This is a genomic window from Paraburkholderia solitsugae (assembly GCF_013177695.1).
In the GTDB taxonomy this organism is placed as follows: domain Bacteria; phylum Pseudomonadota; class Gammaproteobacteria; order Burkholderiales; family Burkholderiaceae; genus Paraburkholderia; species Paraburkholderia solitsugae.
In genome coordinates this window covers 35,566-61,242 of record NZ_WOEY01000130.1, presented here as the reverse complement: position 1 = coordinate 61,242, position 25,677 = coordinate 35,566, and the positions used below count along the sequence as shown (strand labels likewise).

23 protein-coding genes and 1 pseudogene are annotated in these 25,677 nt (G+C 61.9%); 9 read left to right on the top strand and 15 right to left on the bottom strand.

Annotated elements, in window-relative coordinates; genetic code table 11:
• Positions 1-44: 44 nt before the first annotated feature.
• From GNZ12_RS33100 to aspT (GNZ12_RS33080), 5 genes are all read right to left on the bottom strand, one after another.
• Positions 45-1,205: an acyltransferase family protein gene (locus GNZ12_RS33100; RefSeq protein ID WP_172316237.1), complete on the bottom strand. Its 1,161-nt coding sequence runs from the start codon at positions 1,203-1,205 to the stop codon at positions 45-47.
• Positions 1,206-1,383: 178 nt separating this feature from the next.
• Positions 1,384-2,607, bottom strand: a complete 1,224-nt coding sequence (locus tag GNZ12_RS33095; RefSeq protein ID WP_172316236.1) for a pyridoxal-phosphate-dependent aminotransferase family protein — start codon at positions 2,605-2,607, stop codon at positions 1,384-1,386.
• Between the two features lie 113 nt (positions 2,608-2,720).
• Positions 2,721-4,385, bottom strand: coding sequence for a bifunctional aspartate transaminase/aspartate 4-decarboxylase (locus tag GNZ12_RS33090; protein WP_172316235.1), 1,665 nt, complete (start codon positions 4,383-4,385; stop codon positions 2,721-2,723).
• A 104-nt stretch (positions 4,386-4,489) separates the two neighbouring features.
• Positions 4,490-6,172 carry an aspartate-alanine antiporter gene (aspT, locus tag GNZ12_RS33085; RefSeq protein WP_172316234.1) on the bottom strand — a complete coding sequence of 561 codons (1,683 nt, stop codon included), beginning with the start codon at positions 6,170-6,172 and terminating at the stop codon, positions 4,490-4,492.
• Between the two features lie 118 nt (positions 6,173-6,290).
• On the bottom strand, positions 6,291-7,973 hold the full coding sequence (gene aspT, locus GNZ12_RS33080) for an aspartate-alanine antiporter (protein ID WP_172316233.1): 1,683 nt from the start codon (positions 7,971-7,973) through the stop codon (positions 6,291-6,293).
• Positions 7,974-8,516: 543 nt separating this feature from the next.
• On the opposite strand from aspT (GNZ12_RS33080), the gene GNZ12_RS33075 reads away from it, so the two are divergent.
• The gene (locus GNZ12_RS33075; RefSeq protein ID WP_172316232.1) at positions 8,517-9,515 is read left to right on the top strand and encodes a 2-hydroxyacid dehydrogenase; all 999 of its coding nucleotides are present in this window, start codon (positions 8,517-8,519) and stop codon (positions 9,513-9,515) included.
• Here GNZ12_RS33075 and GNZ12_RS33070 read toward each other — a convergent pair.
• A complete protein-coding gene (locus tag GNZ12_RS33070) occupies positions 9,512-10,138 on the bottom strand; it encodes a plasmid fertility inhibition factor family protein (protein WP_172316231.1) in 627 nt (208 codons plus the stop codon). The two genes, GNZ12_RS33075 and GNZ12_RS33070, sit on opposite strands and share 4 nt — an antisense overlap.
• Positions 10,139-10,201: 63 nt before the next feature.
• On the opposite strand from GNZ12_RS33070, the gene GNZ12_RS33065 reads away from it, so the two are divergent.
• The 3 genes from GNZ12_RS33065 (at position 10,202) to GNZ12_RS33055 (ending at position 13,653) form a co-directional block, all read left to right on the top strand.
• Complete coding sequence (locus GNZ12_RS33065) at positions 10,202-11,026, top strand: crotonase/enoyl-CoA hydratase family protein (protein WP_172316230.1); 825 nt, start codon at positions 10,202-10,204, stop codon at positions 11,024-11,026.
• Between the two features lie 223 nt (positions 11,027-11,249).
• Positions 11,250-12,416, top strand: coding sequence for an MFS transporter (locus GNZ12_RS33060; protein ID WP_172316229.1), 1,167 nt, complete (start codon positions 11,250-11,252; stop codon positions 12,414-12,416).
• 73 nt (positions 12,417-12,489) lie between these two features.
• Complete coding sequence (locus GNZ12_RS33055; protein ID WP_172316228.1) at positions 12,490-13,653, top strand: MFS transporter; 1,164 nt, start codon at positions 12,490-12,492, stop codon at positions 13,651-13,653.
• A gap of 489 nt (positions 13,654-14,142) precedes the next feature.
• Here GNZ12_RS33055 and fahA read toward each other — a convergent pair whose 3' ends face one another.
• Positions 14,143-15,471: a fumarylacetoacetase gene (gene fahA, locus GNZ12_RS33050; protein WP_172316227.1), complete on the bottom strand. Its 1,329-nt coding sequence runs from the start codon at positions 15,469-15,471 to the stop codon at positions 14,143-14,145.
• Positions 15,468-16,814 carry a homogentisate 1,2-dioxygenase gene (hmgA, locus tag GNZ12_RS33045; RefSeq protein ID WP_172316226.1) on the bottom strand — a complete coding sequence of 449 codons (1,347 nt, stop codon included), beginning with the start codon at positions 16,812-16,814 and terminating at the stop codon, positions 15,468-15,470. Before hmgA ends, fahA begins: the two co-directional genes overlap by 4 nt.
• A 373-nt stretch (positions 16,815-17,187) precedes the next feature.
• Here hmgA and GNZ12_RS33040 point away from each other — a divergent pair, with 373 nt between their 5' ends.
• Positions 17,188-18,021, top strand: coding sequence for an EAL domain-containing protein (locus GNZ12_RS33040; protein WP_172316225.1), 834 nt, complete (start codon positions 17,188-17,190; stop codon positions 18,019-18,021).
• Between the two features lie 30 nt (positions 18,022-18,051).
• Here the strand turns inward: GNZ12_RS33040 and GNZ12_RS33035 are convergent, their stop codons facing one another.
• Positions 18,052-18,837, bottom strand: a complete 786-nt coding sequence (locus tag GNZ12_RS33035; protein WP_172316224.1) for an IclR family transcriptional regulator — start codon at positions 18,835-18,837, stop codon at positions 18,052-18,054.
• A gap of 104 nt (positions 18,838-18,941) precedes the next feature.
• Here GNZ12_RS33035 and GNZ12_RS33030 point away from each other — a divergent pair, with 104 nt between their 5' ends.
• Complete coding sequence (locus tag GNZ12_RS33030; RefSeq protein WP_120297794.1) at positions 18,942-20,132, top strand: acyl-CoA dehydrogenase; 1,191 nt, start codon at positions 18,942-18,944, stop codon at positions 20,130-20,132.
• Positions 20,133-20,287: 155 nt separating this feature from the next.
• On the opposite strand, the gene GNZ12_RS33025 is transcribed toward GNZ12_RS33030, so the two are convergent.
• Positions 20,288-20,926 (bottom strand): peroxiredoxin, encoded by a 639-nt coding sequence (locus GNZ12_RS33025; RefSeq protein WP_172316223.1) that lies wholly within the window; start codon positions 20,924-20,926, stop codon positions 20,288-20,290.
• Between the two features lie 357 nt (positions 20,927-21,283).
• Between GNZ12_RS33025 and GNZ12_RS33020 the strand changes: the two genes are divergently transcribed.
• From GNZ12_RS33020 to GNZ12_RS33010, 3 genes are all read left to right on the top strand, one after another.
• Positions 21,284-21,586, top strand: coding sequence for a DUF883 family protein (locus GNZ12_RS33020; protein WP_074285332.1), 303 nt, complete (start codon positions 21,284-21,286; stop codon positions 21,584-21,586).
• A gap of 138 nt (positions 21,587-21,724) precedes the next feature.
• A complete protein-coding gene (locus GNZ12_RS33015; RefSeq protein ID WP_172316222.1) occupies positions 21,725-22,111 on the top strand; it encodes a phage holin family protein in 387 nt (128 codons plus the stop codon).
• Positions 22,112-22,236: 125 nt separating this feature from the next.
• Entirely contained in the window at positions 22,237-22,716 is a 480-nt protein-coding gene (locus tag GNZ12_RS33010; RefSeq protein ID WP_172316221.1) for a DUF3318 domain-containing protein, read from the top strand.
• 77 nt (positions 22,717-22,793) lie between these two features.
• Here GNZ12_RS33010 and GNZ12_RS33005 read toward each other — a convergent pair whose 3' ends face one another.
• From GNZ12_RS33005 to GNZ12_RS32985, 5 genes and pseudogenes are all read right to left on the bottom strand, one after another.
• Positions 22,794-23,225 (bottom strand): type IV pilin protein, encoded by a 432-nt coding sequence (locus tag GNZ12_RS33005; protein WP_172316220.1) that lies wholly within the window; start codon positions 23,223-23,225, stop codon positions 22,794-22,796.
• 10 nt (positions 23,226-23,235) lie between these two features.
• The gene (locus tag GNZ12_RS33000) at positions 23,236-23,682 is read right to left on the bottom strand and encodes a pilus assembly PilX family protein (RefSeq protein WP_172316290.1); all 447 of its coding nucleotides are present in this window, start codon (positions 23,680-23,682) and stop codon (positions 23,236-23,238) included.
• Between the two features lie 128 nt (positions 23,683-23,810).
• A pseudogene (locus tag GNZ12_RS32995) lies at positions 23,811-24,619 on the bottom strand (PilW family protein).
• On the bottom strand, positions 24,616-24,987 hold the full coding sequence (locus tag GNZ12_RS32990) for a hypothetical protein (RefSeq protein ID WP_235993954.1): 372 nt from the start codon (positions 24,985-24,987) through the stop codon (positions 24,616-24,618). The pseudogene GNZ12_RS32995 and the gene GNZ12_RS32990 overlap by 4 nt, the downstream one beginning before the upstream one ends.
• 83 nt (positions 24,988-25,070) lie before the next feature.
• Positions 25,071-25,637, bottom strand: coding sequence for a GspH/FimT family pseudopilin (locus tag GNZ12_RS32985; protein WP_407947744.1), 567 nt, complete (start codon positions 25,635-25,637; stop codon positions 25,071-25,073).
• Positions 25,638-25,677 lie beyond the last annotated feature (40 nt).

The window sequence follows — 25,677 nt, the reverse complement described above, 5'->3', positions numbered from 1 at the left end:
CGCCGCACGCGCCGACGGCGAGCCGCTGCCGTCTTGCCGCAACGTCATGCGGCCCGATCGTGCAGCATCGTTGCCGGCCGCACTGACGGCGCGATGGTCGATAGCCTCGCGCGGATCCGCTTTCGCATCGGCTCTTCAAAACACTTAAAGATCACAACGCTCAGGCACATCACGAAGATCATCGCGATCCATCCGTTCGATTGGGTGAACCCGGCGATATGCGCCAGATGGGCTAACGGCACGTGAATGAGGTAGAGAGAATAACTCGCTTCACCAAGCAGAACGAGCCAACGTTGATTCAGGAAGCCAATGACTGGACGCTCCAATAAGACAAGGCCGAGTATGAGTGCGGCGAAGAACGGCGATTCCAGGTAATACGCAGGAGACACGGGACGCGTGATTGCCAGGATGACGATCGCAGCGAGTGCCAAAGAAATCAGTAATAGGCCGCGAGAATGGAACGAGGTGCCGCGTGTGCGCAACTCGTCAAACTTGATCGCGGCGCATATGCCGACAACGAATTCGAACAGGTGTGTAATCGGAAATTCGGCGACGAGAAAGCCGTGGCGACTCGCTGGCAGCGCATGTTGAAGAAACACGATCCACAGCCCTTGCAGTATCCAGAGCCCCGCACAAAGGACGTACAACGTCCGCATGCGCATTGCTCCCAGTCTGCGCACCAGCAGCGGAAATAACGCGTAGAAGAATGCTTCACAGGAGATGCTCCATGAGGGTCCGTTCCATGGCTGATTAACTGCAGCGAACGGAAACCAGGCATTCAGCAAGAACAGTTGGAAGACCAGGCTTATAGCGAGTGAGATATAAATCCAATTCTTTAGCGCGTACCACTCGAGCAGGAGCGATGCATCTCCTGTATTGAGCAGATAAGCGGTGACGAGCGCAGCCAGACCCAGTGAAAGAAGCACGACCGGATAGATTCGAGCGAAGCGGGCGACATAGAAGCGCATCGGGCCACCCTCGGTACCAATTGTTTGCCGGTACGTATAAGTGAGGATGAACCCGGAAAGCACGAAAAATAGTGACACGGCGGGACGACCGCCGTCTATGAAATCAAACCACTGTTTGGGCAATTTGAGTAAGCCCAACTCGGTGAAATGCGATAACACCACCGTCAGGGCAGCCAGAAAGCGGATACTAGTGAGCGCCGGCAGTACCCCGCCAGATTTGCTGGTCGTTTTGCTCATCTTGGCCCCTGTCGTTTGCTGGCCATGGTAACAGCATCAGGTGGCATCGCAGAATCGGCACGGCGCTGTTTGACTATTCTTTGGCGGCATTGGCCCCCCAGAATCCACCACTTCGCTTACCCGGCCACCGTACGAACGCCGCTCGAACAGGGGCGCGAGGGGCAAAAGGACCCGGCCCCTATCTCCCTCCGGAAAGCCCACGCTCAAGCGCCGCCACGCCAGCTGGCAAATCAACCTTAACACCAAGATCGACCATCGTCCTCCCGAGAGCGTGCACCGTGCGGAACAGGTTATGTTCGCGACACTGCTCCCCCATCTGTCCAATCCGAACAATCGGCAATCCGAACGAACCAGAAATCTCAACCTGATGCTGCCGTGAGATATGCGAGCAAACATCCCCCGGACTCAGCCCGGCGGGTACTTCGATCCCAACCACAGAGTTCAACCGGCAGGCCTGCGGCGCATAGAGTTGTAAGCCCAAACCTGTGACCCCGTCCTGCAAAGCCAACGAACACTTCAAGTGCCGCGCAAACCGCTTCTCCAACGTCTCAGCACAAACCAGCCGCAAAGCCTCATGCAAAGCCAGCACGCCGGATACTGGCGCCGTGTAGTGATAGCCCGCGTTGTGCCAGAAATTTTCCGCCAGCGACGCGTCGAGACACCAATGTGCATTCGGCGCTGTCCGCCCTTTCACACGTGCCCATGCCTCATCCGAAAACGCGATCAGCGAGACACCCGGGATCGAAGACAAGCCCTTCTGCCCGCCCGTAATCACCGCATCGATCCCCCACGCGTCCATCTCCAGCGGCATCGTGCTCAACGTGCACACCGCATCGACAATGACCAGCGCGCCCGCGGCCTTCGCCAGCGCGGCAATGTCCTTCAAATGGTAATTCCACACCGTGTTCGACGTCTCGCCCTGCACGACCGTGACGATCTCCGGCCGCTCGCGGCGGATCGCCTCGGCGACGCTTTCAAGGCTCGCTACCGCACCATCCTCGACGTCGAGCGTGACAACCTGCGCGCCGACGCGCCGGCCCATCTCCGCCATCCGCTCGCTGAAAAACCCGTTCTTGATGCTCAGCACTTTCGTGCCTTCCCACGCGAGGTTGGAGATCGCCATTTCCATCGCGGCGGAACCCGGCCCGGCTACACCCAGCACCCACTTCGAATTCGTCTGGAAGACGTAGCGCGCCATCGTCTTCACCTGGCCGATCACCTTCACCATCGTGCTGCCCAGGTGATTGATCACCACCGTATTGGCCTTGGCGACCGCCGCGGGAATCGGCACGGGGCCGGCGCCCATCATCAGTAACGGCTCTTCCGGAAGAATGGCGTCGAGCGATTCGACAACCGGACAAGGCACAGCGGTAGAAACGGAGGGGGAGGATGAAGTCGGCATGATCGGTACGTGAATGTCAGGACGCAAAGTAACAAGCGGCCCCGCCAGCAATGATACTGGCGGGGCCGTTCGTCCGATCATTCACCGATCTGCGCAATTGCGCAAGGAGTTTGTCACTTCACCTTGGTCTTATCGAGCTTCTTGCCAGTTGCCGCGTTATAGCGCTCGACATATTCCTCGATCAGCTTGCGCATCGCGCGGCCAATCTGCCGATAGTCCGACTCGTTCAGATTCGCCAGCGACACCCGTCCGGACGGATGCTGTGTACCGAAGCCGCGGCCCGGCAACAGTACCACGCGCGCTTCACGCGCGAGGCGGAACAGCAATTCGGACGGCTCGGTGTTCTTCAGCAACCATTCGACGAATTCACGCCCGAACATCTTCTCGCCGAGGAACTCGATGTCGAGAATCGTGTAGTAATCGACCTGGTTCGGATCGTCGTCGTCGAACGAAATGCCGACCTCTTCGTACAGCGCCTGCTTGCGCTTGCGGATCAGGCGTTTCAACGCGTTCTTGTACGCATCGGGCGTGTCCATCAGCGCGAACAACGAGAACAACACCATCTGCACCTGCTGCGGCGTCGACAAACCCGCCGTGTGATTCAGTGCGACAGTGCGGCTGTCGGCGACCAGCCGATCGATGAACTTGAGTTTGTCCGGTTCGGTCGTGATCGATTCATAACGCTCGTGCAACTGCTTCTTCGTATCCTTCGGCAGCTCGGCGATCAGCCTGTCGAGCACGTTGTCACGATGCGTCGCAATCGCGCCGAGACGCCAGCCGGTCGCGCCGAAATACTTCGAGTACGAGTACACGAGGATGGTGTTCTTCGGCGCGAGCGCGAACAGCGAGACGAAGTCATCGGCGAAGGTGCCGTACACGTCGTCGGTCAACAGGATCAGATCGGGGCGTTCCTTGACGATGTCGGCGATGTATTGCAGGCTCTCGTCGTTCATCTTCACCGAAGGCGGGTTGCTCGGGTTCACGAGGAAGAACGCCTTCACCTTCGGATCGCGCAGCTTGTCGAGTTCCTTCTTCGAATACTGCCAGCCGCTTTCCACCGTGGCTTCGACGTTGACGACGTTCAGCTGATAGTCGTTCAGGCGCGGAATTTCGATGTACGGCGTGAAGATCGGCAGGCCAAGCGCAATCGTGTCACCCGGCTTGATCAGGTGATTCTCGCGCATCGTGTTGAAGATGTACGTCATCGCCGCCGTGCCGCCTTCCACTGCGAACACGTCGAATTCGCCGACGAACGGATGGTTGCCGATCATCTCCTTGCGCAGGTACTGCCCGACGATGAGTTCGGACAACTTGAGCATCCGGTCCGGCACCGGATAGTTCGACGCGAGAATGCCCTCGCACATTTCATAGAGAAAGTCGCCCGCGGAGTATCCGAGCTGATCGCGCACATACGACACGGCGCCGCGCAGAAAGTCGATGCCGGGCACGCCCTTGTTTTCACGCAGAAACAGATCGAAGCGCTCTGTGAGCCCTTCGCGGCGCGGAAAGCCGCCAACGCCCTCGGGCATGAACGCAAACGAACGCTCCGACTCGCGCATCGCAAAGAGACCGAGCTGCCAGAAGCCGTGGCGCGGAATCGTCGCGAGGAAGTTCGGATTGCCGCGGCCGGCGTTGAGCATCGATGCATTCGCCGCACGCTCTACCGCGCCGCCGCCGGCGGCCTTGATCAGTTCGTCCTTGAGTTCGAACGGGCTAAGCGCCGCAAAGCCGGCTTGAGCCATGTCGCCTTGTTTCTTGCCGCCTTTCTCTTTTGCCATGATGCGTTCTCCAATGTGCAAGTGAATGACGCCGGCGTCGCGAGGGACACGTTCAGTTGACGCCGGCGCAAGAGAGATCGATAAATACGTGCGCTAAGCCAGCGCTAAACCAGCCCGACCACGAGCGGTCCGAGCAACGTCAACGCGACGTTCGCAATCGCATAGGTGATCGCGAACGGCACGGTCGGCACGGCGCTTTCAGCCTTGTCGAGCACACCGCCGAACGCCGGGTTGGCACTGCGCGAGCCCGACAGCGCACCGGCCAGAATCGCCGCGTTCTTGTAGCCCAGCACGTAGCGGCCGAACAGCATGGTCAGGAGCAGCGGGAACAATGTGACGAACACGCCAAGCAGGAAGATCGTCATGCCGCTCTGCTTGACCGTCACGACCGCCTGCAAACCGGAATTCAAACCGACCACCGCAACGAACGCCGCGAGACCAAAGTCCTTCAGCAACTGCGAAGCCGCCGCCGGCATCGCGCCGTACATCGGATGCTTGCCGCGCATCCAGCCGAACAACAAACCGGCCAGCAGACAGCCACCACCCGAACCGAGTGTGAGCGGAATGCCGCCCACGTTGAGGACGATCAGACCGATCAGCAGACCGAGCACGAGGCCGACGCCCATATAGATGAAGTCGGTCTTGTTGCTGTACGGCAGCTCGTAGCCGGCTGCATCGACGGCGCGCTTGGTGTCCTTCGGCGAACCGTAGAAAGTGATGACGTCGCCGTGCTCGAGCTTGGTTTCGGGCAGAATCGGCAGCGGCTGGCCGGCACGCGAGGCGCTCTGGATGAAGACGCCGTGGCGCATGTCGCGATCCACGACTTCGCGTGCGGCGGCGATCGTCGTGTGGTTCATGCCTTTGCGTGTGAACACGCCTTCGCGCGATTGCATGACGACGCCGACGTCCTCGACGGTGGCAACCTCGCCTCCGCTCGCGCCAAATGCGACCACAGCCTCGCGGCGGCCGACCACCAGCACCACGTCATCGGGTTTCAACACCAGATCGGGCGCCGGGTCGAGTTGCTGGCCGCCACGCTTGATCTTCTCGATCGTCAACATGTCCTGATGCTGGGTCTCGACTGCCTTGACCGTTTTCCCGGCGCTGACATCGATCTTGTACGCACGCCCCACCAGTTCGGGCAACGCGCGAATTTGCCCCGCGCCGAGTGACGACGAACCTGAAGACAGTTCCTTCTCCGCTTCGATCGACGCCTCTCGCAGCCCTTGCCCCATGAACTTCGGCAGGATGTTCACGCAGACGATGATCGCGCCGAGCGAACCGAACACGTAGGTGACCGCGTAGGCAATCGCCACGTCGGACTGCAGCGACTTGACCTGATCGGCGGGCAGACCGAGACGCGCGATGGCGTCGCCGGCCGTGCCGATGATCGCCGATTGCGTCAGCGCGCCGCCCGCGAGTCCAGCGGCGAGGCCCTTGTTCAGATGGAACAGCTTCGCGCAGACCACCACGGTGATCAGTGCGGAGACGGCGAGAAAGATCGCCATCGCGATCTCACGCAGCGTCTTGCGGTTCAGCGAGTTGAAGAAGCCCGGTCCGGAATCGTAGCCGACGGCGTAAATGAACACGGCGAACATCACCGATTTCACGCCGTTGTCGATCGTCACGCCCGCCTGACTGATCACGACCGCGGCGAGCAAGGAACCGCCTACGCCGCCTAACTGGAATTTGCCGAAGTTGATCTGCCCGATGAAGTAGCCGACTGCAAGCGACAAAAACAGCGCAATCTCGGGTGATTTCTGAAAAATGTGATGTAGCCAGTCCATCGTGCCCTCGCTGGATAGTTTGCGATACTGAGTACTGGGTGCTGCATATGCGTGCGGACCTCAAGGCATCCGCATGCGGTCGACTGCGCGCCACGCCGCGCGCAGCCCATCTGCCCGTCTAGCCGAACTTCCCGGCGAGGCCGACTACGACCGGCCCCATCAACGGCAACAGAATGTTCGAGAGTGCATAGGTGATCGTGTAGCCGATTACCGGCGTCGAATTGCCGGTGACACCGACCAGCGCGCTGATCGCCGGCGTGCTGCATTGCTGACCGGCAATGGCGCCGAGCAGCATGTGCGCTTCGAGCTTGAGAAACGCGCGGCCGATCCAAAGCGACAGCAAACCGGGCACGAGCACCATCAGGATGCCGGCGACGGGCAGCGCCAGACCGTATTCGCGCACCAGCTTGATGGCATCGGGTCCCGCCGACAGCCCGACGGCGGCAATGAAGGTGGCAAGACCGAAGTCCTTGAGAATTTGCGCGGCCGCCGAAGGCAGCGAGCCGACTAACGGATGGCGCGAACGGATCCAGCCGAACAGCAGGCCCGACAGCAGGCAGCCGCCGCCCGTGCCGAGCGCGATCGACACGCCGCCGATGCGCCCGCCGAGATGACCGATCGCCATGCCGACCAGCACGCCCAGGCCGAGATAGACGAAGTCGGTCTTCTGGGTCGCGGTGAGCACGTAGCCCAGATGCCGCGCGCCACGCTCGACGTCGGCCTTCGCGCCCACCAGCGTCAGCACGTCGCCGCGATTGAGCTCGGTGCCGGGCAGCGCGGGCACGGTGGTTTCGAGCCGCGTGACTGCCGCGATATAGACGCCGCGCCCTTCTTCTGGCTTCGCCCGTTCGCGCAGCTGCGCAATCGTCAGACCGTGCGCCTCGCTGCTCGTCAGCACGACGTCGAGCTTCTCCGCCATGATCTGGCCAAAGCCGGCGTCCGCCACTTCTTCGCCGAGGCTAGCCGCCGCGGCCACGATCGCTTCGCGCCGCCCGCCCACGAGAATCAGGTCGCCCGCCGCCAACGTCAGGTGCGGGTCGACCGGCACATCGGCTCCGTTGCGCCGAACCCGCTCGATGGTCAGGTTGAAGCCGTACGTCTGTTCCAACGCCTGGATTGTCCCGCCGGCCGCCGTGCCGACCCGGAACGCGCGGCCGACGAGTGCCGGCGCCGCGGCCCGCTGACCCTCGCCGAACGCACCGTCGCCGCCGAGCTTGTGCCACACGCGCTCGGCTTCTTCGCGCAAATTGACGCGCAACAGCAGCGGCGCGAACTGGCTGGTGAACAGGACGATGGTGACCAGGCCGAACAGGTAGCTCACGCTATACGCGGTCACGATGTTGGCCTGCAGACGCAGTGTCTCGGCGTCGCTAAAGCCAAGCTTGGCAATCGCCTCGGAAGCCGTGCCGATCACGGCCGACTCCGTCGCGGCGCCGGCGAGCAAGCCGGCCGCCGTGCCCGCGTCGAGCCGCATCACAAAGACCGCGATCATAATCAGCACCAGCACCGACACGATCTCGACCACCGAGAGCAAGCCATAGCGCCAGCCCCGGCCGATGTTGGCAAAGAACTGCGGGCCGCCTGTGAAGCCCAGCGCGAAGATGAACAGCGCGAATGCGATGTTCTTCAGATCGGGGGCAAGCCGCGCGCCCGTCTGACCCAGTAACAGGGCCACGATCAAGGTGCCGCAGACGCCCCCGAGCTGGATTGGCCCCACGCGAAACGAACCAATGAAGTATCCGATTGCAAGGCTTGCGAACAGCGCGATCGCCGGTTGAGATCTCAGCAATTCACCGATCATATAGGTTCGCCGGTTGACGGTTTATTAGCAGAAAGTTGAAAAAATCTTTCTGGATTTTGAAGCGATTTCGATCCGAGCTGCCACGACTCAGGAATGACGCATCCGGCATAACCGGATTCCATTGAATGGAAACTTTATGGCAATGGCATGACGCTCTTGGCGTCAAAAAAGACATGCCGCAATGCAGCGAAGATAGTGAAATACTTTTCAGCAAGCTCGACAGTCACACGTTCCTCGCGAAGTTGTCTAACGCATTTAAATAGACAAGCCCTGCTGATGGCCCGTTTTCAGCATGATTTGTTCATGCATTTTTGAGACTTCTTTTTTAATAAATATTGTAGTTCGGCAGCGCTGTCAATATGATTTTCAATTGCAAGCGGTTTCGCTTCGCAAAAGATGATCTTTAGTAAAGGTTGAAATGATTTTCGGACCGCGTATCGCAAGCGGCGATCATTACCATAAAGGGCCGATATACTGACCTGCCCGCATGCCGCGCCTTGAGCCGACATTCACCGCGCCGGCACGCTTTCCTCGGAGCCATTCATGCGCATGATCCTGTTCAGCAGCCACCCATACGACAGCAACACGTTCGCCGAGGCCAACGGTACGCATCGTTATGAACTGCACTTCCAGGAATCGCACCTCGATGTCGAAACCGCGGTGCTCGCCCGGGGCTATGACGTGGTCTGCCCGTTCGTCAACGACAACGTCGACGCCGCCGTCCTGGAACATCTTCATGCCGGCGGCACGCGCATGATCGCGCTACGCTCAGCGGGCTTCAATCACGTCGACCTGGCCGCAGCCGAACGTCTCGGCATGACGGTTGCACGGGTGCCGGCTTACTCGCCGTACGCGGTTGCCGAACATGCCGTCGGTCTGATTCTGGCGCTGAACCGGCGCTTGCCGCGCGCGGTCGCGCGCACACGTGAAGGCGATTTCTCGCTGCATGGGCTGCTCGGCTTCGACCTGCACGGCAAGACGGTGGGCGTGATCGGCACCGGCATGATCGGCCGCGTGTTCGGCCGCCTCATGGCGGGTTTCGGCATGCAGGTGCTTGCCCATGATCCCGGCACGCCGGCCGACGACCTGCTCGCGCTCGGCGCGCGTTACGTGCCGCTCGACACACTGCTGGCTGAAAGCGACGTCGTCAGCCTGCACTGTCCGCTGGTGCCCGACACCTACCATCTGATCGACGGGTCCGCGCTCGCGAAGATGAAGCGAGGCGCGATGCTGATCAATACCGGGCGCGGCGGCCTTGTCGAAAGCAATGCGCTAATCGGCGCGTTGAAGGACGGCCAGCTCGGCCATCTCGGGCTCGACGTGTACGAGGAGGAAGGCGGCCTCTTTTTCGAGGACCACTCGAATCTGCCGTTGCAGGACGACGTGCTGGCACGCCTGTTGATGTTCCCGAACGTGATCGTCACCGCGCACCAGGCATTCTTCACGCGCGAGGCGATGAACGAGATCGCGCAGACCACGCTCGATAACGTCGCGGCATGGCAGGCCGGCACGCCGCGCAATGTCGTGCAGGCGCGAAGTTAAGGGGGGTTGCCGCCGCCATCCACGGTAATCGGGCGGATCGCCGTGCGGGCGTCGTCCGCTGCACCACACATCTCGCGCAGCAAGGCCGCCTCGCGCTCGTGCACTTCCACCGGAAACCAGCGCGCCCCCGCATCGGCCAGATAGCGCGCGCGATGCTGGCCATTGCGAAACGCCACCACGCCCTCGCGCTCGAGACCGACCCAGCCCAGCAGACCCGGCGCGCGACGCGTTGAGATCGTCACATAGGGCATCTGTGGAATGCGCGGATTGTCCGGATCGAGAAATTCGCGGATGCCACGCACCTTGCCCGCATGCCACTCGGCGACCGGCTTCAACACATAATCCGTGTTGTCGCGATCCGCGCATTCCAGCAGCTTGCGCGCGTCGACCATGACCACTTGATGGCGCGTGCCGTCAGTCACAAAGACGCGTTTCAGGCGCACATGGTCGTACCATGGATGGTCATGTTCATACAGCGGCACGTTCCAGACCATCTCGGCAGAGGCCGGCGTGGCTGCGGGCGATGAATTGGACAAGGGCAAAGGCAGGCTCGATGAGTTAGTCAAAAAACGCCAGCGCGTCAAAAGAGCGCTAACGCTACGAGCCGATTGTGAAAGATGCATGACAACCAACGGTATTAATCACACGGCATGAGCGGCCGCACGCGAACCTTTACGGACACGACGATGATAACCCCACAATATTTGAATGAACACGTGCGCATCGAAGTCAACGAGGACGCCCGCGTCGCCACCATCGTGCTCGACCGGCCCATGCGTCGTAATGCCGTCGACCGTCCTACCGCGGAAGCGCTCAGCGCCGCGTTCTGCCGCTTCGAAGCGGAGCCGGCATGGCGCGCGGCCGTGCTGTTCGGCGCGGGCGGCACTTTCTGCGCCGGCGCGGATCTCAGCGCGCTCGCCGACGAGACCCGCCGCAATGAACTGCACGCCGACGGCAGTGGTCCCGGTCCGATGGGACCGACGCGCATGAGCTTCAGCAAACCGGTGATCGCCGCGATTGCCGGCTATGCGGTCGCGGGCGGCCTCGAACTGGCCGCGATGTGCGATCTGCGCGTCGTCGAAGAAGATGCCGTGCTCGGCGTGTTCTGCCGGCGTGTCGGAATTCCGCTAATCGATGGCGGCACGATCCGTTTGCCGCAATTGATCGGGTTGTCGCGGGCGCTCGATCTGATTCTGACCGGCCGCGCGGTGGACGCGCAGGAAGCGCTCGGCTTCGGTCTCGCCAACCGCGTCGTGCGCAAGGGCGAGGCACGCGCGGCGGCGGAACAGCTGGCTGCTGAACTGGCGGCCTTTCCGCAGGCAGCGCTGCTGGCGGATCGCCGCTCTGCATTGGAAAACAGCACGCTCGAGGATCTTGCTCTCGCGCTGCGGCGCGAAGGTGCCGGCGGCTATCAGGCGGTATTCGACGAGGGCGTGACCGGCGCCGCACGTTTCGCCGAAGGCGCCGGCCGTCACGGCCACACCTTCAAGTCAGACGACGGTACGCCATAAAACAGCGCCATAGAGCCGGCGAGTACACGTCAAAGCGCGCCAACGCGCGCTCCGAGGCGGCTTTCAGCAAAAAACAACAGCCGGCTGGACGCTCAGCAAGGCTGTTTTGACTTAGGTAGAATCCCCTACTGTTTTCCCCTCGCATGGCGCATGCGTTCTCGTCCCGAAAAATGCGCGCCTGCCGCACGACGCTTCCCGTCGCGCCGATTCACGCTCCGTTACCATGCCTTTACCCCTGCTCGCCCTTGCCGTTGCCGCTTTTGGAATCGGTACCACTGAATTCGTGATCATGGGGCTGCTGCCCGATGTCGCACGCGATCTGTCCGTGTCGATCCCGGCGGCCGGCATGCTGGTGTCGGCGTATGCGCTCGGTGTCACCATCGGCGCGCCGATCGTCGCGATTGCCGTGGCCAACATGCCGCGCAAGAAGGCCTTGATGAGTCTGATCGGCGTCTTCATCGTCGGCAATCTGCTGTGCGCGATCGCGCCGGGCTACGCGGTGCTGATGGCCGCGCGCATCGTCACGGCGTTTTGTCATGGTGCGTTCTTCGGTATCGGTTCGGTGGTCGCTGCCGGTCTGGTCGCGCCGAACCGTCGCGCGCAGGCCATCGCGCTGATGTTCACGGGCTTGACGCTCGCCAACGTACTCGGCGTGCCGCTCGGCACTGCGCTCGGCCAGGCAGTGGGCTGGCGGGCAACTTTCTGGGCGGTCACTGGCATTGGCATTCTCGCTGCGGGCGCGCTCGCGGTATGCCTGCCGGCGAAGATCGAAATGCAGAAGGCCAGCCTCGTCCACGAATTCAGCGTGCTGAAGAATCCGCAAGTGCTGATGGTGCTCGGCATCAGCGTGCTCGCGTCGGCCAGCCTGTTTTCCACCTTCACCTACATCACGCCGATTCTCGAAGACGTGAGCGGTTTCACGCCGCATGCGGTCACGTTCGTGCTGTTGCTGTTCGGCCTCGGCTTGACGGTGGGCAGCACACTCGGCGGCAAGCTCGCGGACTGGCGGCTGATGCCCTCGCTGGTTGCGTTCCTGCTCGCGATCGTCGTGATCCTGACCATTTTCGCCGGCACGATGCACGCTGAGATCCCGGCGATGATCACGATATTCGTGTGGGGCATTCTGGCCTTCGCGATCGTGCCGCCGCTGCAAATGCTGATCGTCGACCGCGCGAGCCATGCGCCGAATCTGGCATCGACCCTGAATCAAGGTGCGTTCAACCTCGGCAATGCAACGGGCGCGTGGCTCGGCGGCATGGCGATCGGCGCGGGCGCGCCGCTCACCACGCTGCCATGGGTCGGCGTGGCGACCTCGATCGGTGCGCTGGCACTGACGCTGTGGTCGGTGTCGATCGAGCGGCGCGCGCAACGGATGGCGGTGGCCGGGTAGTCGAGGCACGACCGCGTTCATGCAATCCGCACAAAGGTGCGAACGACCCGCGACCGTAGTAGCATCTCGGCCGATGAAAGTCATCTTCACTCGCGATTTCCTCGCTCTGATCCTGAGCGTCGCCGTCGTCGGACTCGGCAGCGGCGCCACGCTTCCCCTCACGGCCCTCGCGCTGACGCAAGCCGGCTATGGCACCGACGTGGTCGGCCTGCTGACGGCCGCGCAAGCGGGCGGCGGCCTGATCGTCGTGCCGGTCGCCGGCTGGGTCGCGGCGCGTTTCGGCGGCCGCCAGGTGATCGTCGGCGCGGTGCTGATGGTGGCGCTCGCCACCGCGCTGATGCAGCTCACATCGAACCTGTGGCTATGGGCGGTGCTGCGCGTCCTCTGCGGCGCGGCGCTGATGCTGCTCTTCACGATCAGCGAAGCATGGGTCAACCAGCTCGCCGACGACGCCACGCGCGGCCGCGTCGTCGCGATCTATGCGACCAACTTCACGCTGTTCCAGATGGCAGGCCCGGTGTTGGTGAGTCAGATCGCCGACTCCACGCACTGGCGCTTCCTGATTTGCGGCGCGATCTTTCTGCTGGCTTTGCCGGCGCTTGCCAGCATCCGCAAGACGCCGCACGCGGCGGAGGATGAACATGCGGTGCACGGTAGCTGGCGCCATGTGTTGCCGCAGATGCCAGCGCTCGTGATCGGTACGGGATTTTTCGCGTTGTTCGATACGATCGCGCTGTCGCTGCTGCCGCTCTTCGCCATGGCGCACGGCATTACGAGCGAGGTGGCGGTGTTGTTCGCGTCGGCTCTGCTGCTCGGCGACACGACTATGCAGTTTCCAATTGGCTGGCTCGCCGACCGGCTCGGGCGTGAGCGCGTGCATATTGGCTGCGGGGTGATGGTTGTGGTGCTGTTGCCGTTGCTGCCTTGGGCGATTGCATCGCCGTGGTTGTGCTGGCCTCTGCTGTATGTGCTCGGCGCTACGGCCGGGGCGATCTATACGCTGTCGCTGGTCGCCTGCGGTGAGCGGTTTCGTGGTGTCGCGCTGGTGTCGGCCAGTTCGCTGGTGGGGGCTTCGTGGTGTGCCGCCAGTTTCGGCGGCCCGCTAGTGGCCGGTGCGTTGATGAAGGGGGTCGGCAACGATGCGATGGTCGGCGTGCTTTTGGTTGCTGCGCTTGCGTTTCTTGTTGCCGCCTGGTGGGAAAGGCGACGCTCGCCGTTGCGGGTTGTCGGCTCGTGAGTCTTTCTTGTTACCGCCTGCTGCGGTGGGCTTTCTTTAGGTGGGCTTTCTTTACTTAGTGGTCTACTAGCGTTGCCCCTGTGCGGGGCGGCACTTACTTTCTTTGCCGCCGCAAAGAAAGATAAGCAAAGAAAGCGGCTCACACCGCCAGCTCATAAGCGGGTCCCCCGCACAGCCACGGTAGTGGTGCATCTGGAATCCGTGCTCTCGCACATTCCGCCCTGGTGACAAAGCAGTCATGCTTCCCGCCTCGCACTGCGTGCTCGCCGGAAGGGTTCATCATGCAAACCCATGGCTTCGTTTGAACGTGGTGGGAGCCATCAGCGTCGCCTCGGCGAAGTGCCTTGGCACACTTCAGGTTTGATGTCGTAACGCGTTGCGTAACGTGCCCATACGAAAACGGGGAAGCCATCATGGCTTCCCCGTTTTTTATTGTGGACCAGCGAGCTTATTTGTACGCCGTTACCTCTGCGACATTGTCCATGCCCGTTACTTCTGCGCCGGCAGAATCTCTCCCACACACGTGCCGAAGCCCACGCGGTAGCCATCGCCCTGGCACCAGCCGGCGAGCGTCAGTTCGTCGCCGTCTTCGATAAATCCTCGTGTGCCGCCCTCCTTCAATTCCAACGGATTCTTGCCGTTCCATGTGGACTCGAGCAGGCTGCCGCATGAGTCGGCCGTCGGGCCGCTGATCGTGCCCGAGCCCATCAGGTCGCCAACCCGCGTATTGCAGCCCGATACCGTGTGATGCGCGAGCTGTTGCGCCATCGTCCAGTACATGTGCCTGAAGTTGGTCCGCGAAATCGTGGTTGCCTGCTTTGCCGTTTGCGGCCGCAGCGTCACCTCCAGCGTGATGTCAAACGCGTGCTTGCCATCATGACGCAAGTACGCCAACGGTTGTGGCTCCTGCGTCGGCTGTTCGACGCGAAACGGTTCGAGCGCGTCGAGCGTCACGATCCACGGCGAGATCGTCGTCGCGAATGTCTTCGCGTTGAACGGACCGAGCGGCACGTATTCCCATTGCTGAATATCGCGCGCGCTCCAGTCGTTCAGCAGCACCATGCCGAAGATGTGCGCTTCGGCATCGGCACAGGCAATCGGCTCGCCCAGTACATTGCCGCCGCCGATCACGAAACCCGTCTCCAGTTCGATATCCAGCTTGCGGCATGCGCCGAACACCGGACGCTCCTGATCCGGCAGTTTCAACTGGCCGTTAGGACGCCGCACCGGCGTGCCACTCACCACCACCGACGAGGCGCGTCCGTTGTAGCCGATCGGCATCTCTGACCAGTTCGGCAACAGCGCATTCTTCGGATCGCGGAACATCGAGCCGACGTTCGTCGCGTGCTCCTTCGACGAATAGAAATCGGTGTAGCCCGGGATCTGCACGGGCAGATGCAGTTGCGCATCAGCCTGGCGCACCAGCACTTTCGAACGCAAGGCGGCGGCGTCGCGCAAGGTCGCGGTGTCGCGCGCCAGCAGATTGCTCAACTGGATGCGCACGCTGCGCCATGCATCGCGGCCAAGCGAAATGAAATCGTTGAGGGTGTCCTGCTCAAACGCCCGGTCTTTTGTCGCAACGAATTGATCGGCCGTGGCGATTGGGAGCTTGAGCAAGCCGGCGGACTTGAGGACACTCAGATCGACGATCTGATCGCCGATCGCCACGCCCACGCGACGCGCGTCGTTGGTCCTATCGCTGAAAATGCCGAATGGCAGATTCTGTATCGAAAAATCGTTGGTCGAGTCGTTAGCCGACTCGACCCAGCTCTTGCGCGACGGATCGAGCGTCGCCTGAAGATCGCTCAATGCGTTCATCGTTGCTCCGGGTTGAAGTGTTTCTTGAGACCTTGCCAGCACTCGTAGTAATCCGCCTGCAATTGCGCGGTTTCGAGCGCGAAACGGGTCGGCTTGATCAGCGTGCGCGTTTCGAACATGAAGGCCATCGTGTCGCCAACTTTCTTCGGCGTGGACGTATCGCTATGCGACGCTTTCTCGAAAGTGTCCGCGTCCGGCCCGTGACCCGTCATGCAGTTGTGCAGACTCGCGCCGCCCGGCACGAAGCCCTCGGCCTTCGCGTCGTACACGCCATGCACGAGGCCCATGAATTCGCTCGCGACATTGCGATGGAACCAGGGCGGTCGGAACGTATCTTCGGCCGCGAGCCAGCGCGGCGGGAAAATCACGAAGTCGAGCGTGTCGACACCCGGCGTATCACTTTGCGAATGCAACACCAGAAAGATCGACGGGTCCGGATGGTCGAAGCTGATCGAACCGATCGTGTTAAAGCGACGCAGATCGTATTTGTACGGTGCGTAATTGCCGTGCCACGCGACCACGTCGAGCGGCGAGTGACCGATGTCCGCGCGCCACAGATTGCCGTTCATCTTGGCGACGAGCTCGAAGTCGCCTTCGCGATCTTCGTAAGCGGCATGCGGCGTAAGGAAGTCGCGCGGGTTGGCCAGGCCGTTCGAGCCGATCGGGCCAAGATCCGGCAGACGCAGCAGCGCGCCGAAGTTCTCACAGATATAGCCACGCGCCGTGCCATCCGTCAGGCTCACCGCGAAGCGCACACCTCGCGGAATCACCGCGATTTCGAACGGCTCGACATCGAGTTGACCCATTTCGGTGGCGATATGCAGGCGGCCTTCCTGCGGCACGATCAGCAATTCTCCGTCGGCGCTGTAGAAGAAGCGATCCTTCATCGAGCGGTTCGCCGCGTACAGGTGGATCGCGCAGCCGTTCATCGCTTCGGCTGAACCGTTGCCCGCCATCGTCACCCAGCCGTCGACGAAATCCGTCGGCTCGGTGGGCATCGGCAAGGCATCCCAGCGCAACTGGTTCGGCGGCGTCGGCGGCACCTCGGCGAAGTTGGCGACGAGCCGGTCCGAGGGCAGTTGCGTGAACGGCTTATGAACCGCCGCCGGACGAATCCGGTACAGCCACGAACGGCGGTTATGTCCGCGCGGCGCCGTGAACGCGGTGCCCGACAATTGCTCGGCGTACAAGCCATAAGCCGCGCGTTGCGGCGAATTGCGGCCTTCGGGCAACGCGCCCGGCAAGGCCTCCGTCGCGAATTCGTTCGCGAAGCCCGACTGGTAGCCCGGCTCGATCTCGAGCCGCGAGCTGGCGGTATTCGGCGTGCGGGTTTGGGTATTCATACAAGGTTCTCCGTTGATACTTGATCTGTCGACGTGCACTGTCTGTCTCAGGCCGTTCGCGGCTCGGATGGGCTGCCACGTTGGCGCGTCGCCGCAGCCAGCGCGATCACCAGCAACGCGGAGCACAACACCGCCGTCGCAGCCACGCTGCAATTTACGTATGGTAAAACTAATTACGTATAGTGAAATTAACGTATACCCTGAAAGCGAGCCACGAAAGCGCCGGCAGCCCGTGGCGACAAGCGTTCGGCCGATAACGTTATGAGCATTTTGTTCAAGTGCGCGCGGTCCGGACTGCTACCATCAGTGGATGAGGCAACCAAGTCGCGTTGCCGAGCGCTGAGCGCTTACCTATCGCCATCCACACGCCTACATGATTCCGCCGACCATCCCCAACCTGATTGCACGCGCCGCCGATCACCCATTTCTCGGCGAACATCTGGTGATGGGAACCGGCGTGCATAGCGAGATCGCGCTGGCGCAGTTCGACGGCATCGAACTCGCCAGTAGCTATGAGCCGATCTTCGATATCAGCGTGCATGCGTTGGCGCAGTCATTGTCGTCGGGCGCCGAGGGCGTGGATCGTTTCGGCGATGAGCTTGGGTTTCAGGCGGTCACGCAGCGTCTCGACGGCGCGCCCTTTGATGTTTTCGATCCGTTCGAGCGGATCGCCGACGATCAGAAACTGGTCGCGCTCGACCGCATGTCACGCGCGCTGCACGCAATCAATTTCTTCGGTGCGCAGCGCCACGGGCTGCTGTTTCTGCGCGTGCACGAGCGCCTGCTCAAGAGCGTCAAGTACGACCACGGACGGCATTTCTCAACCGTGCTGGTGTCGTTCGGACTGAACCCGTCGCGGGTGGTGATCGAGTTGCCGGCGGCGGCGGTTGCGCACAAGACATTCCTCGGCTATCTGACCACGAGCTATCAGCGCTATGGTTTCAAGGTGGCGGGCAATCTGTCGAACGCGGGGCAGATTCTGTCGGTGTCGGAAACGGCGCGGCTCGACTTCATCAAAATGGATGCGGCGATCGCGTTGCGCGATGCCATGGTGAAGCCGCTAGTCGGCTATGCGAGCCGGCTGCGGATTCCGTTGATCTTCAATCGGGTGGTGGATGAGCCGCAATTCGTCGCGCTGCAGCAGTACGATGTGCGCTTCGTGCAAGGGCCGCTGTTTACCGCGCACTATCATGATCGGGCGGTGTGATTGGGTTCGCTGCCAGGCACTTAACCCCGCTTAGCCGGTATCACCGAGGCGACGCGCCAGCGCCTTCAGGCGCGGCGCCACCGTCTCCCTAAACACCGCCTCCCCCATCGACGACGCCGGCCCGCTGCAACTCAGCACCAGCCAGCGGCCTTCGCGCGGCTCGCGAAACGGCACCGCGACCGCGTTCACGTCGTCATGCCATGCGCGGAACGAATAGCAGCAGCGTTCCTGCGCGAAGGCTTCGATTTCCTTTTCGGCGTCTGCTAGCAACGCAGCGCCCTCTTTGCCCGCGGCCCTCTTAAGCTCGACCAGCAACGCGGCACGCACGTCCAACGGCTGTACCGCCAGATACGCGCGCCCCATCGAACTGGTCAGCATCGACAGTTTCGAACCGGAGGCGAGTCCGAGCGTCAGCGCGGTTTCGCTGCGGATTGTCTCCAGATAAATCATGTCGAGGCCGTCGCGGCACCCGAGCGACACCGCCGCGCCCACTTCGCGTGCGAAGGTGCGCATATGCGGGCGCGCGAGTTCGAGCGTGTCGGTGCCCGAGAGCAACGCGAAACCGAGCGACAGCACGCCGGCGTCGAGCGCATATTTACCCAGGGTTTCGTCGAGCCGCAGATAGCCGAGCACGGTCAGCGTGTAGGCCAAACGGTTGACGGTCGCCTTCGGCAAACCCGTGCGTTCGACGAAATCGCGATTGCCGAGCATCGTTTCGCCCGGCTTGAACGCGCGCAGCAAGTCCAACCCACGTGCGAGGGCGACGACGAATTTGCGCTCGTCGAGCGGTTCGGAGAGAGTGGATGTGGGCAGCATGTGGTGATACACTCGGTTGTGGTTTGCAAAACATTGTTTCGCATAGCGGAACTTAAGTCAAGCTCAGACACGTTTTAGTCAAGCAAGGAATCAGGAGATACGTCATGGCAGAGGCCGCGCAGTTTCACTGGGAAGACCCGCTGCTGCTGGATCAGCAGCTCACCGAAGACGAACGCATGGTGCGCGACGCCGCCGCCGCTTACGCGCAGGACAAGCTGCAGCCGCGCGTGCTCGAGGCGTTCCGTCACGAGAAGACCGACATCGAAATCTTCCGCGAGATGGGCGAACTTGGCCTGCTCGGCCCGACGATTCCCGAGCAATACGGCGGCCCCGGCCTGAACTACGTGGCATACGGCCTGATCGCGCGTGAAGTGGAGCGCGTCGATTCCGGCTACCGGTCGATGATGTCGGTGCAGTCGTCGCTCGTCATGGTGCCGATCTATGAGTTCGGCTCGGAAGCGCAAAAGCAGAAGTACCTGCCGAAGCTCGTCACCGGCGAATGGATCGGCTGCTTCGGCCTGACCGAACCGAACCACGGCTCCGATCCTGGCAGCATGATCACGCGGGCGAAGAAGGTCGACGGCGGCTATTCGCTGTCGGGCTCGAAGATGTGGATCACCAATTCGCCGATTGCCGACGTGTTCGTCGTGTGGGCGAAGCTCGAGGAAGACGGTAAAGACGCGATTCGCGGCTTCATTCTCGAGAAGGGCTGGAAGGGGCTGTCGGCGCCGACCATCCATAGCAAGGTGGGCCTGCGTGCGTCGATCACCGGCGAGATCGTTCTCGACGATGTGTTCGTGCCGGAAGAGAACCGCTTCCCCGAAGTCAGCGGCTTGCGCGGTCCGTTCACCTGCCTGAACTCGGCGCGCTACGGTATTGCCTGGGGCGCGCTCGGCGCAGCTGAAGCGTGCTGGCACACCGCGCGTCAATACGTGCTGGACCGCAAGCAGTTCGGCCGGCCGCTCGCCGCGAACCAGTTGATCCAGAAGAAGCTCGCCGACATGCAAACCGAAATCACGCTCGGCCTGCAAGGCGTGCTGCGCCTCGGCCGGATGAAAGACGAAGGCACGGCCGCCGTCGAGATCACGTCGATCATGAAGCGCAATTCGTGCGGCAAGGCGCTGGACATAGCACGGCTCGCGCGCGACATGCTCGGCGGCAACGGCATCTCCGACGAGTTCGGCATCGCGCGGCATCTGGTCAATCTGGAAGTCGTGAACACGTATGAAGGGACGCACGACATTCACGCGCTGATTCTCGGGCGCGCGCAGACGGGAATTCAGGCGTTTTTCTGATGCGCCAATTGCGTTGATGGCGGTGTTTCGTCCTGGCCGCTGGATAGAAAATCGAAGCGTAGAAAAGAAAAAGGCCGGTTCATCTTTCGAACCGGCCTTTTTTCGTTGCGGCACCGCGTTGAAGCTAACGGCGCGCTTCGCGACTCATCAGCCGCTTACCTGTTCGGCTGCGGCGTCAGACGCAGGTACGGACGCAGCGCTTTGTAGCCCTTCGGGAATTTCTGCCTGATGACTTCTTCGTCCTTCAACGACGGCACGATCACCACGTCATCGCCCTGCTTCCAGTTGCCGGGCGTGGCGACCGAGTGATTGTCGGTGAGTTGCAGTGAGTCGATCACGCGCAGCACTTCATCGAAGTTGCGCCCCGTGCTGGCCGGGTAGGTAATGATCAAACGCACCTTCTTCTTCGGATCGATCACGAACAGCGACCGGACCGTGAGCGTTTCATTGGCGTTCGGGTGGATCATGTCGTACAGCTCAGAGACCTTGCGGTCCCCGTCGGCGAGAATCGGGAAGCCGACATTGGCGGCTTGCGTCTCGTTGATGTCCTTGATCCATTCCTTGTGCGATTCAGCACTGTCGACCGACAAAGCGATCGTCTTTACATTGCGCTTTTCGAATTCGCTGGCCAGATTCGCCGTCAAACCCAGCTCGGTCGTGCAGACCGGCGTGAAGTCAGCGGGGTGCGAGAACAGCACGCCCCAACTATCGCCCAGCCATTCGTGGAACTTGATGTGACCGACACTCGACTCCTGTTCGAAATCCGGTGCGATATCGCCAAGACGTAGACTCATAGTGCAACTCCTAGATGGTATTCGGATATTCCTCGTAAGCATCCACCCGCTGCGCCCCACTAGAGTGCGCCCGGCAAAACTACAGCATAAGGGCGTGACAGTGCACAACGAACCAACATTGCGTCACTACTTTATGCGTTTTTGTAATTTTCACCGATTTAGTGGAAACTTTGCGGGACAGATCAACTCCATCTTAAACAAGCTTTGCTGCGTGGTGCCGCAAAGGTGGAGTTTTTAAGACTTTGCTTCAACCGGGAACGGTTCGTGCGTTCATTTTGATGAATTGAGCGCTGCGCTCGCCAGCGGCCGTTTCTTTGGTTACGATTCACGCGTGGCGTGAGACGAAGGGAGCTGTCAATGTCGGAAGTCAACAAGGAGAGATTGATGTCGGATATCAAAACCGTCCTCGCGGACGCTGAAGATTTGCTGAAACAGGCCGCGAGTGCCACCGGCGAGCGCGCCTCGGAACTGCGTGAAACGGCGCTTTCGCGCCTGAAGCAGGCTAAGGAAAAAGCGGCTGACGTGCAGGTCGTGGTGGTCGAGAAAGGCAAGAAGGCCGCACGCGCCACCGACGACTACGTGCATGAGCATCCGTGGGCATCCATCGGCATCGCGGCGGGCGTCGGCGTTCTGCTTGGGCTGTTGATCAACCGCAAGTAACACGGGTAACGCTGCCGGGCAAACCGCGTCCGGCACACCCGCGAATCGAGTTGACCGGCGCACGTCTGGCCGGTCCGCTTCTCTTGGCGCGCTCGTTTTCACGCGCCGCTTAGGCCTTCACGCGCAACGCCCAAAGCCATGACGATCGAATCACAATCGCAGCACGGCGAACATAGTCCGTTGCGCCGTATCATCGGATCCGTGTTTGCCATGATGCAAACGCGGCTCGAGCTGGTCGGCATCGAACTCGCCGAAGAAAAAGACCGTCTGCTCGGCGTGCTGTTCCTCGGCCTCGCGGCCATGATGCTCGCAACGATGGCTTTGATCGCATTGACGGCGCTGATCGCCATCGCGTTCTGGGACACCTACCGATGGCAAGCGCTCGCCTGCATCACAGTGGTTTATGCCATTGCAGGAATAGCCTGTGCGCTGAAAGCGCGCAGCGGTTTGCGCAATGCCCCAATGGTGTTCGAAGCCACCCTTGCCGAGTTCGAAAAAGACCGCGACCTGTTCCGCAAACCGTGATGCGGCAAGCGTAACGGGCTCATGGGCGTGCCTCAACGCCCTGCGCCTTCGCAGATACTTCGTCAACATCTCGAGCGATTCGCAGCACAGTTTTACCGCCCCACTTCCACTGCCGCCGACACGCCATGAGCCAAACCCATTCCGATACCGCCTTCCGCAACAGACGCCCCCAGGTCAGAGATCTGAGTGCGCCGCACCTGCGAGCGCTACGCAAGGAACTGCTGATGGTGCGCGCGGATGTCGAGCGCATGGAACTCGCTCAGGCAACCACCCAATTGCGGCAGGCCGTCACGCGCTTCAGCTGGCTCAAATTCATTGTGCCGGGCTTCGGTGGCATGCGCACGGGCAGCGGATCGAAGACGAGCTTTCTCAACGCGGGCAGCATCGGCGCACTCCTCAAACAGTATCCGTTCATCAGTTCGATCGCTTCGCTGCTATTGGCCAAACCGCTGCGCGCGACCATTGCAGCGGGTGCAAAACCCGCGCTCAAATGGGGCAGCCTTGCACTTGCCGGCTGGGAAGCCTATCGAATCTGGCAGCAGATAAAGAATGATTCCGCCGCGTCTACCCGCGACAAGGAAAGGGCCGTCGATAGCGGGTACTGAAGCGCCGCGCAAGAACGGTCTGCCTGCCTTCCATTGAGTTTCGATTCCCTGGTTGGCTCGCTCGCCAGTGGCGCATCCTAGCTCGTATTCCAGCACTCGCCGCTTGCCGGCGCTGTTCCGCTTGCACCGCTTCTATTGCCGCGCAGCCCTGTTGCATCCAGGGTGAAGATGCCGCAAGCATCGTCGCGCATAGGGCCGATTTCGGTCGGTGCTGCCTCTACCGAATAGCAACCGTTTGTGTCGTCCGCCGGCAGGACGTGCAACCGGTAGATTGGCGTGCCGAATTGCGGCGCCTGATCCAGACCCGGGGGCAATGTCGCAGTGCCGTCGCTTGCCGCGCCCTCGACGAATTGCGCTGCCCGATAAAGGGCGGACGCCGCGTCGACCCTGTGTGTTCGCGCGACATGGCTCCGATACGAGGGCACGGCAAACACAACCAGCGTGGCAGCTATCGCCAGCGCGATCATCAGTTCCAAAAGCGTGAATGCGGATGGTTGCGGCCTCGTCATGACCCTCCCGTCAAAATGGGCGTGCGGCGACGCGACGCCAATGGTGCTCGGTCTGCTCACCTGCGATCACGAGTTCCATCTGCAACCAGACCTGCGACTCTTTGGTCCGGCCAAAACCACGCGAAGTCAGTAAATAGGCCCGGGCATCGGCGCGCGTGCTCAGCCGCCACGCTTCGATCAAACATTGCGGCGCACGCAGCGATCCGGGCCATTGCGCGACAGGCGCGACGGCGCCAGCCTCGAACGCGGCTTCGCGCTTCCATTGCGTCGGCTCACCGGGTGCGAGCGACGCCACTGGCTGCGGCTCGAAACCTGCCGCGGCAATCACGCTCCGGGCGCACAAGTTCAGCGCCGAATCCGCGGCATGAAATGCCTGCAAATAGTCGCGAACGTTGTTAGCGCCGCGCGCCGCCGCAAGCGATGTTTCGAACCAGGCTGCGGAGGTGGTCAACATCATCGCGGAAATCAGCAGGACGATCGGCAAGACGGTACCGCTATGGCGAACCCGTGATCGACGACGTGTACGGATAAGACGTGCCCCATGGTTCGACGCCGCGCGCTGCGTTGCATTGCAAGGTCCTCCTGTCACAGGGAATCCTCCGCGTGATTGCGTATCGCTACCCGCCGCCAGAAAGCCTGCCGCGCCCGCATGTCGGCACCAAGCGCGCTCACGCCGTCGCAATCGACATAGCGCACACGCCGTCCTTGCGGAGCGCCGCGAACGAGCACGCAGAGATCGACGGCGACGATCTTTGCCCATTGACCGGCCGTCACCGCCGCCGCATCTATTGCAGTCAGCCCGCCGGCCAGCCAGTACTTGAGCCGCACGCGTTCGACGCCTTCCACCAGCGGTTGCGCGGACCCCGCCTTGCATTGCCTTCGCAGTAAAGTTCGGGCTCGCCCGTCGAACCACTGACCCTGGCGAAGTATCGGTTGACCACCAACACGCCCTGCCCGCCAAGTGCCGCACTGGTGTTCGTTACAGCTTGACCGAGGCAGTCGGTCGATTGGCCGGTCGCTGACGGCCACGTCGAAACGTTGTCCCCGACATAACGAACCACGAGACCGTCCGAGCGGTTCGGCAACGCCTCGCAGGCCACGCTATCATCCGCACCGGTCGGGCGGCCGCCCGAACAACCGAATAACGGCGGCGGACTATTGAACCTCGCGACGCCCGCGGGCACGAAGCCGGCCATTTGAAGTTGTTGGCCCATCAACGTCAGCGCGGTCAGGCCGGCTTCGCGGATTCGCATCGCGTCACCCGCGCGCTCGAACACGCTACGCTGAGTTGTATAGAGCGAGGCCGCGCCGGCGGTCACCACCAGCCCCAGCACAATGGCGATCACAAACTCGACGAGCGTGTGGCCACGCACAATAACCCTACGCTGGGTCATTTCACGAACGCCAGCGCAACGCATGAGGCGCCCGCGGGAACATCCGCGCCACCGCACGACGCGGGCTTGTCGATGACATCGTCGGCACGCGGCACATCACGCAGGGCCGTCCACGTGACACGTGCGGCGGACACCCCGCCGCTTTCCACGATCGACGCTTCGCCGTGCGGCAACAGAGCCGTTGCACGCGTGCGCCATTGCCTGGTCGCAGCATCGCCTGTTGAGGGCTCGCGCATCGCTTCGACGATGGAATCGGCTATCCATGCTGCGTGCTCGCGCATTGCCGTCGCACGGGCTTCGCGCGCAGTCCACAATTGACCGGCGATCAACCCGAGCACCGTCACCGCCATCAGGGTAACGGCTAGCATCACTTCAATCAGCGAGCTGCCTCTATACCTTGTTGTGCGCCTTGCTGGATAGCTGCGCACCCATAGGTTCAACGGGTATAGATTTATGATGCCGCTCCGCACGCGCCCTCGACAATCCGCGCGCGCCCGCCCGCCGCGATGCGGATGCAACGCCGCCACTTGTCGCCCTGAGTCGCTTTCGACGGCACACGCGGCGCGATATCGAAGCTGCGAAAGGTGCCGATCAACTGCCCCGCCGGCGGCGTAAACGTGAGATTTGTCTGCGTCCCGGTAATGCTGACCGCTGCGAGCAAGGGATGCGCACGCAGCAGCGAGAACGTGCCACCGCGCTCGGCCAATACGGCCCAGCCGCACGACCAGTCGGTGACGCCATTGCCGCAAGCTTGCCCTGCGGCAAGACACCGGCGCGCCGCGTCGATTCGGCACACCGTGACGCGAGCCCCACGGCGCAATGCTTCGCTGCGCGCATACGCGAGGGTTGAAGCAAGCGCTTTCGCGCGTGCGTCGACCTGGTCCCGCAGGTGCCACGCAACGAAGGACGGTGTCGTCATCACCGCGATCACCGCCAGAAGCGCGACAACGGCCAGTGTTTCGACAAGCGTAAAGCCGCGCTGCGGCTTCAAACAGACTGCATCCCATTTCATCTGCATCCCTGATCGTTTCAAAGAATGCAGCCAATCTAGCGATTCG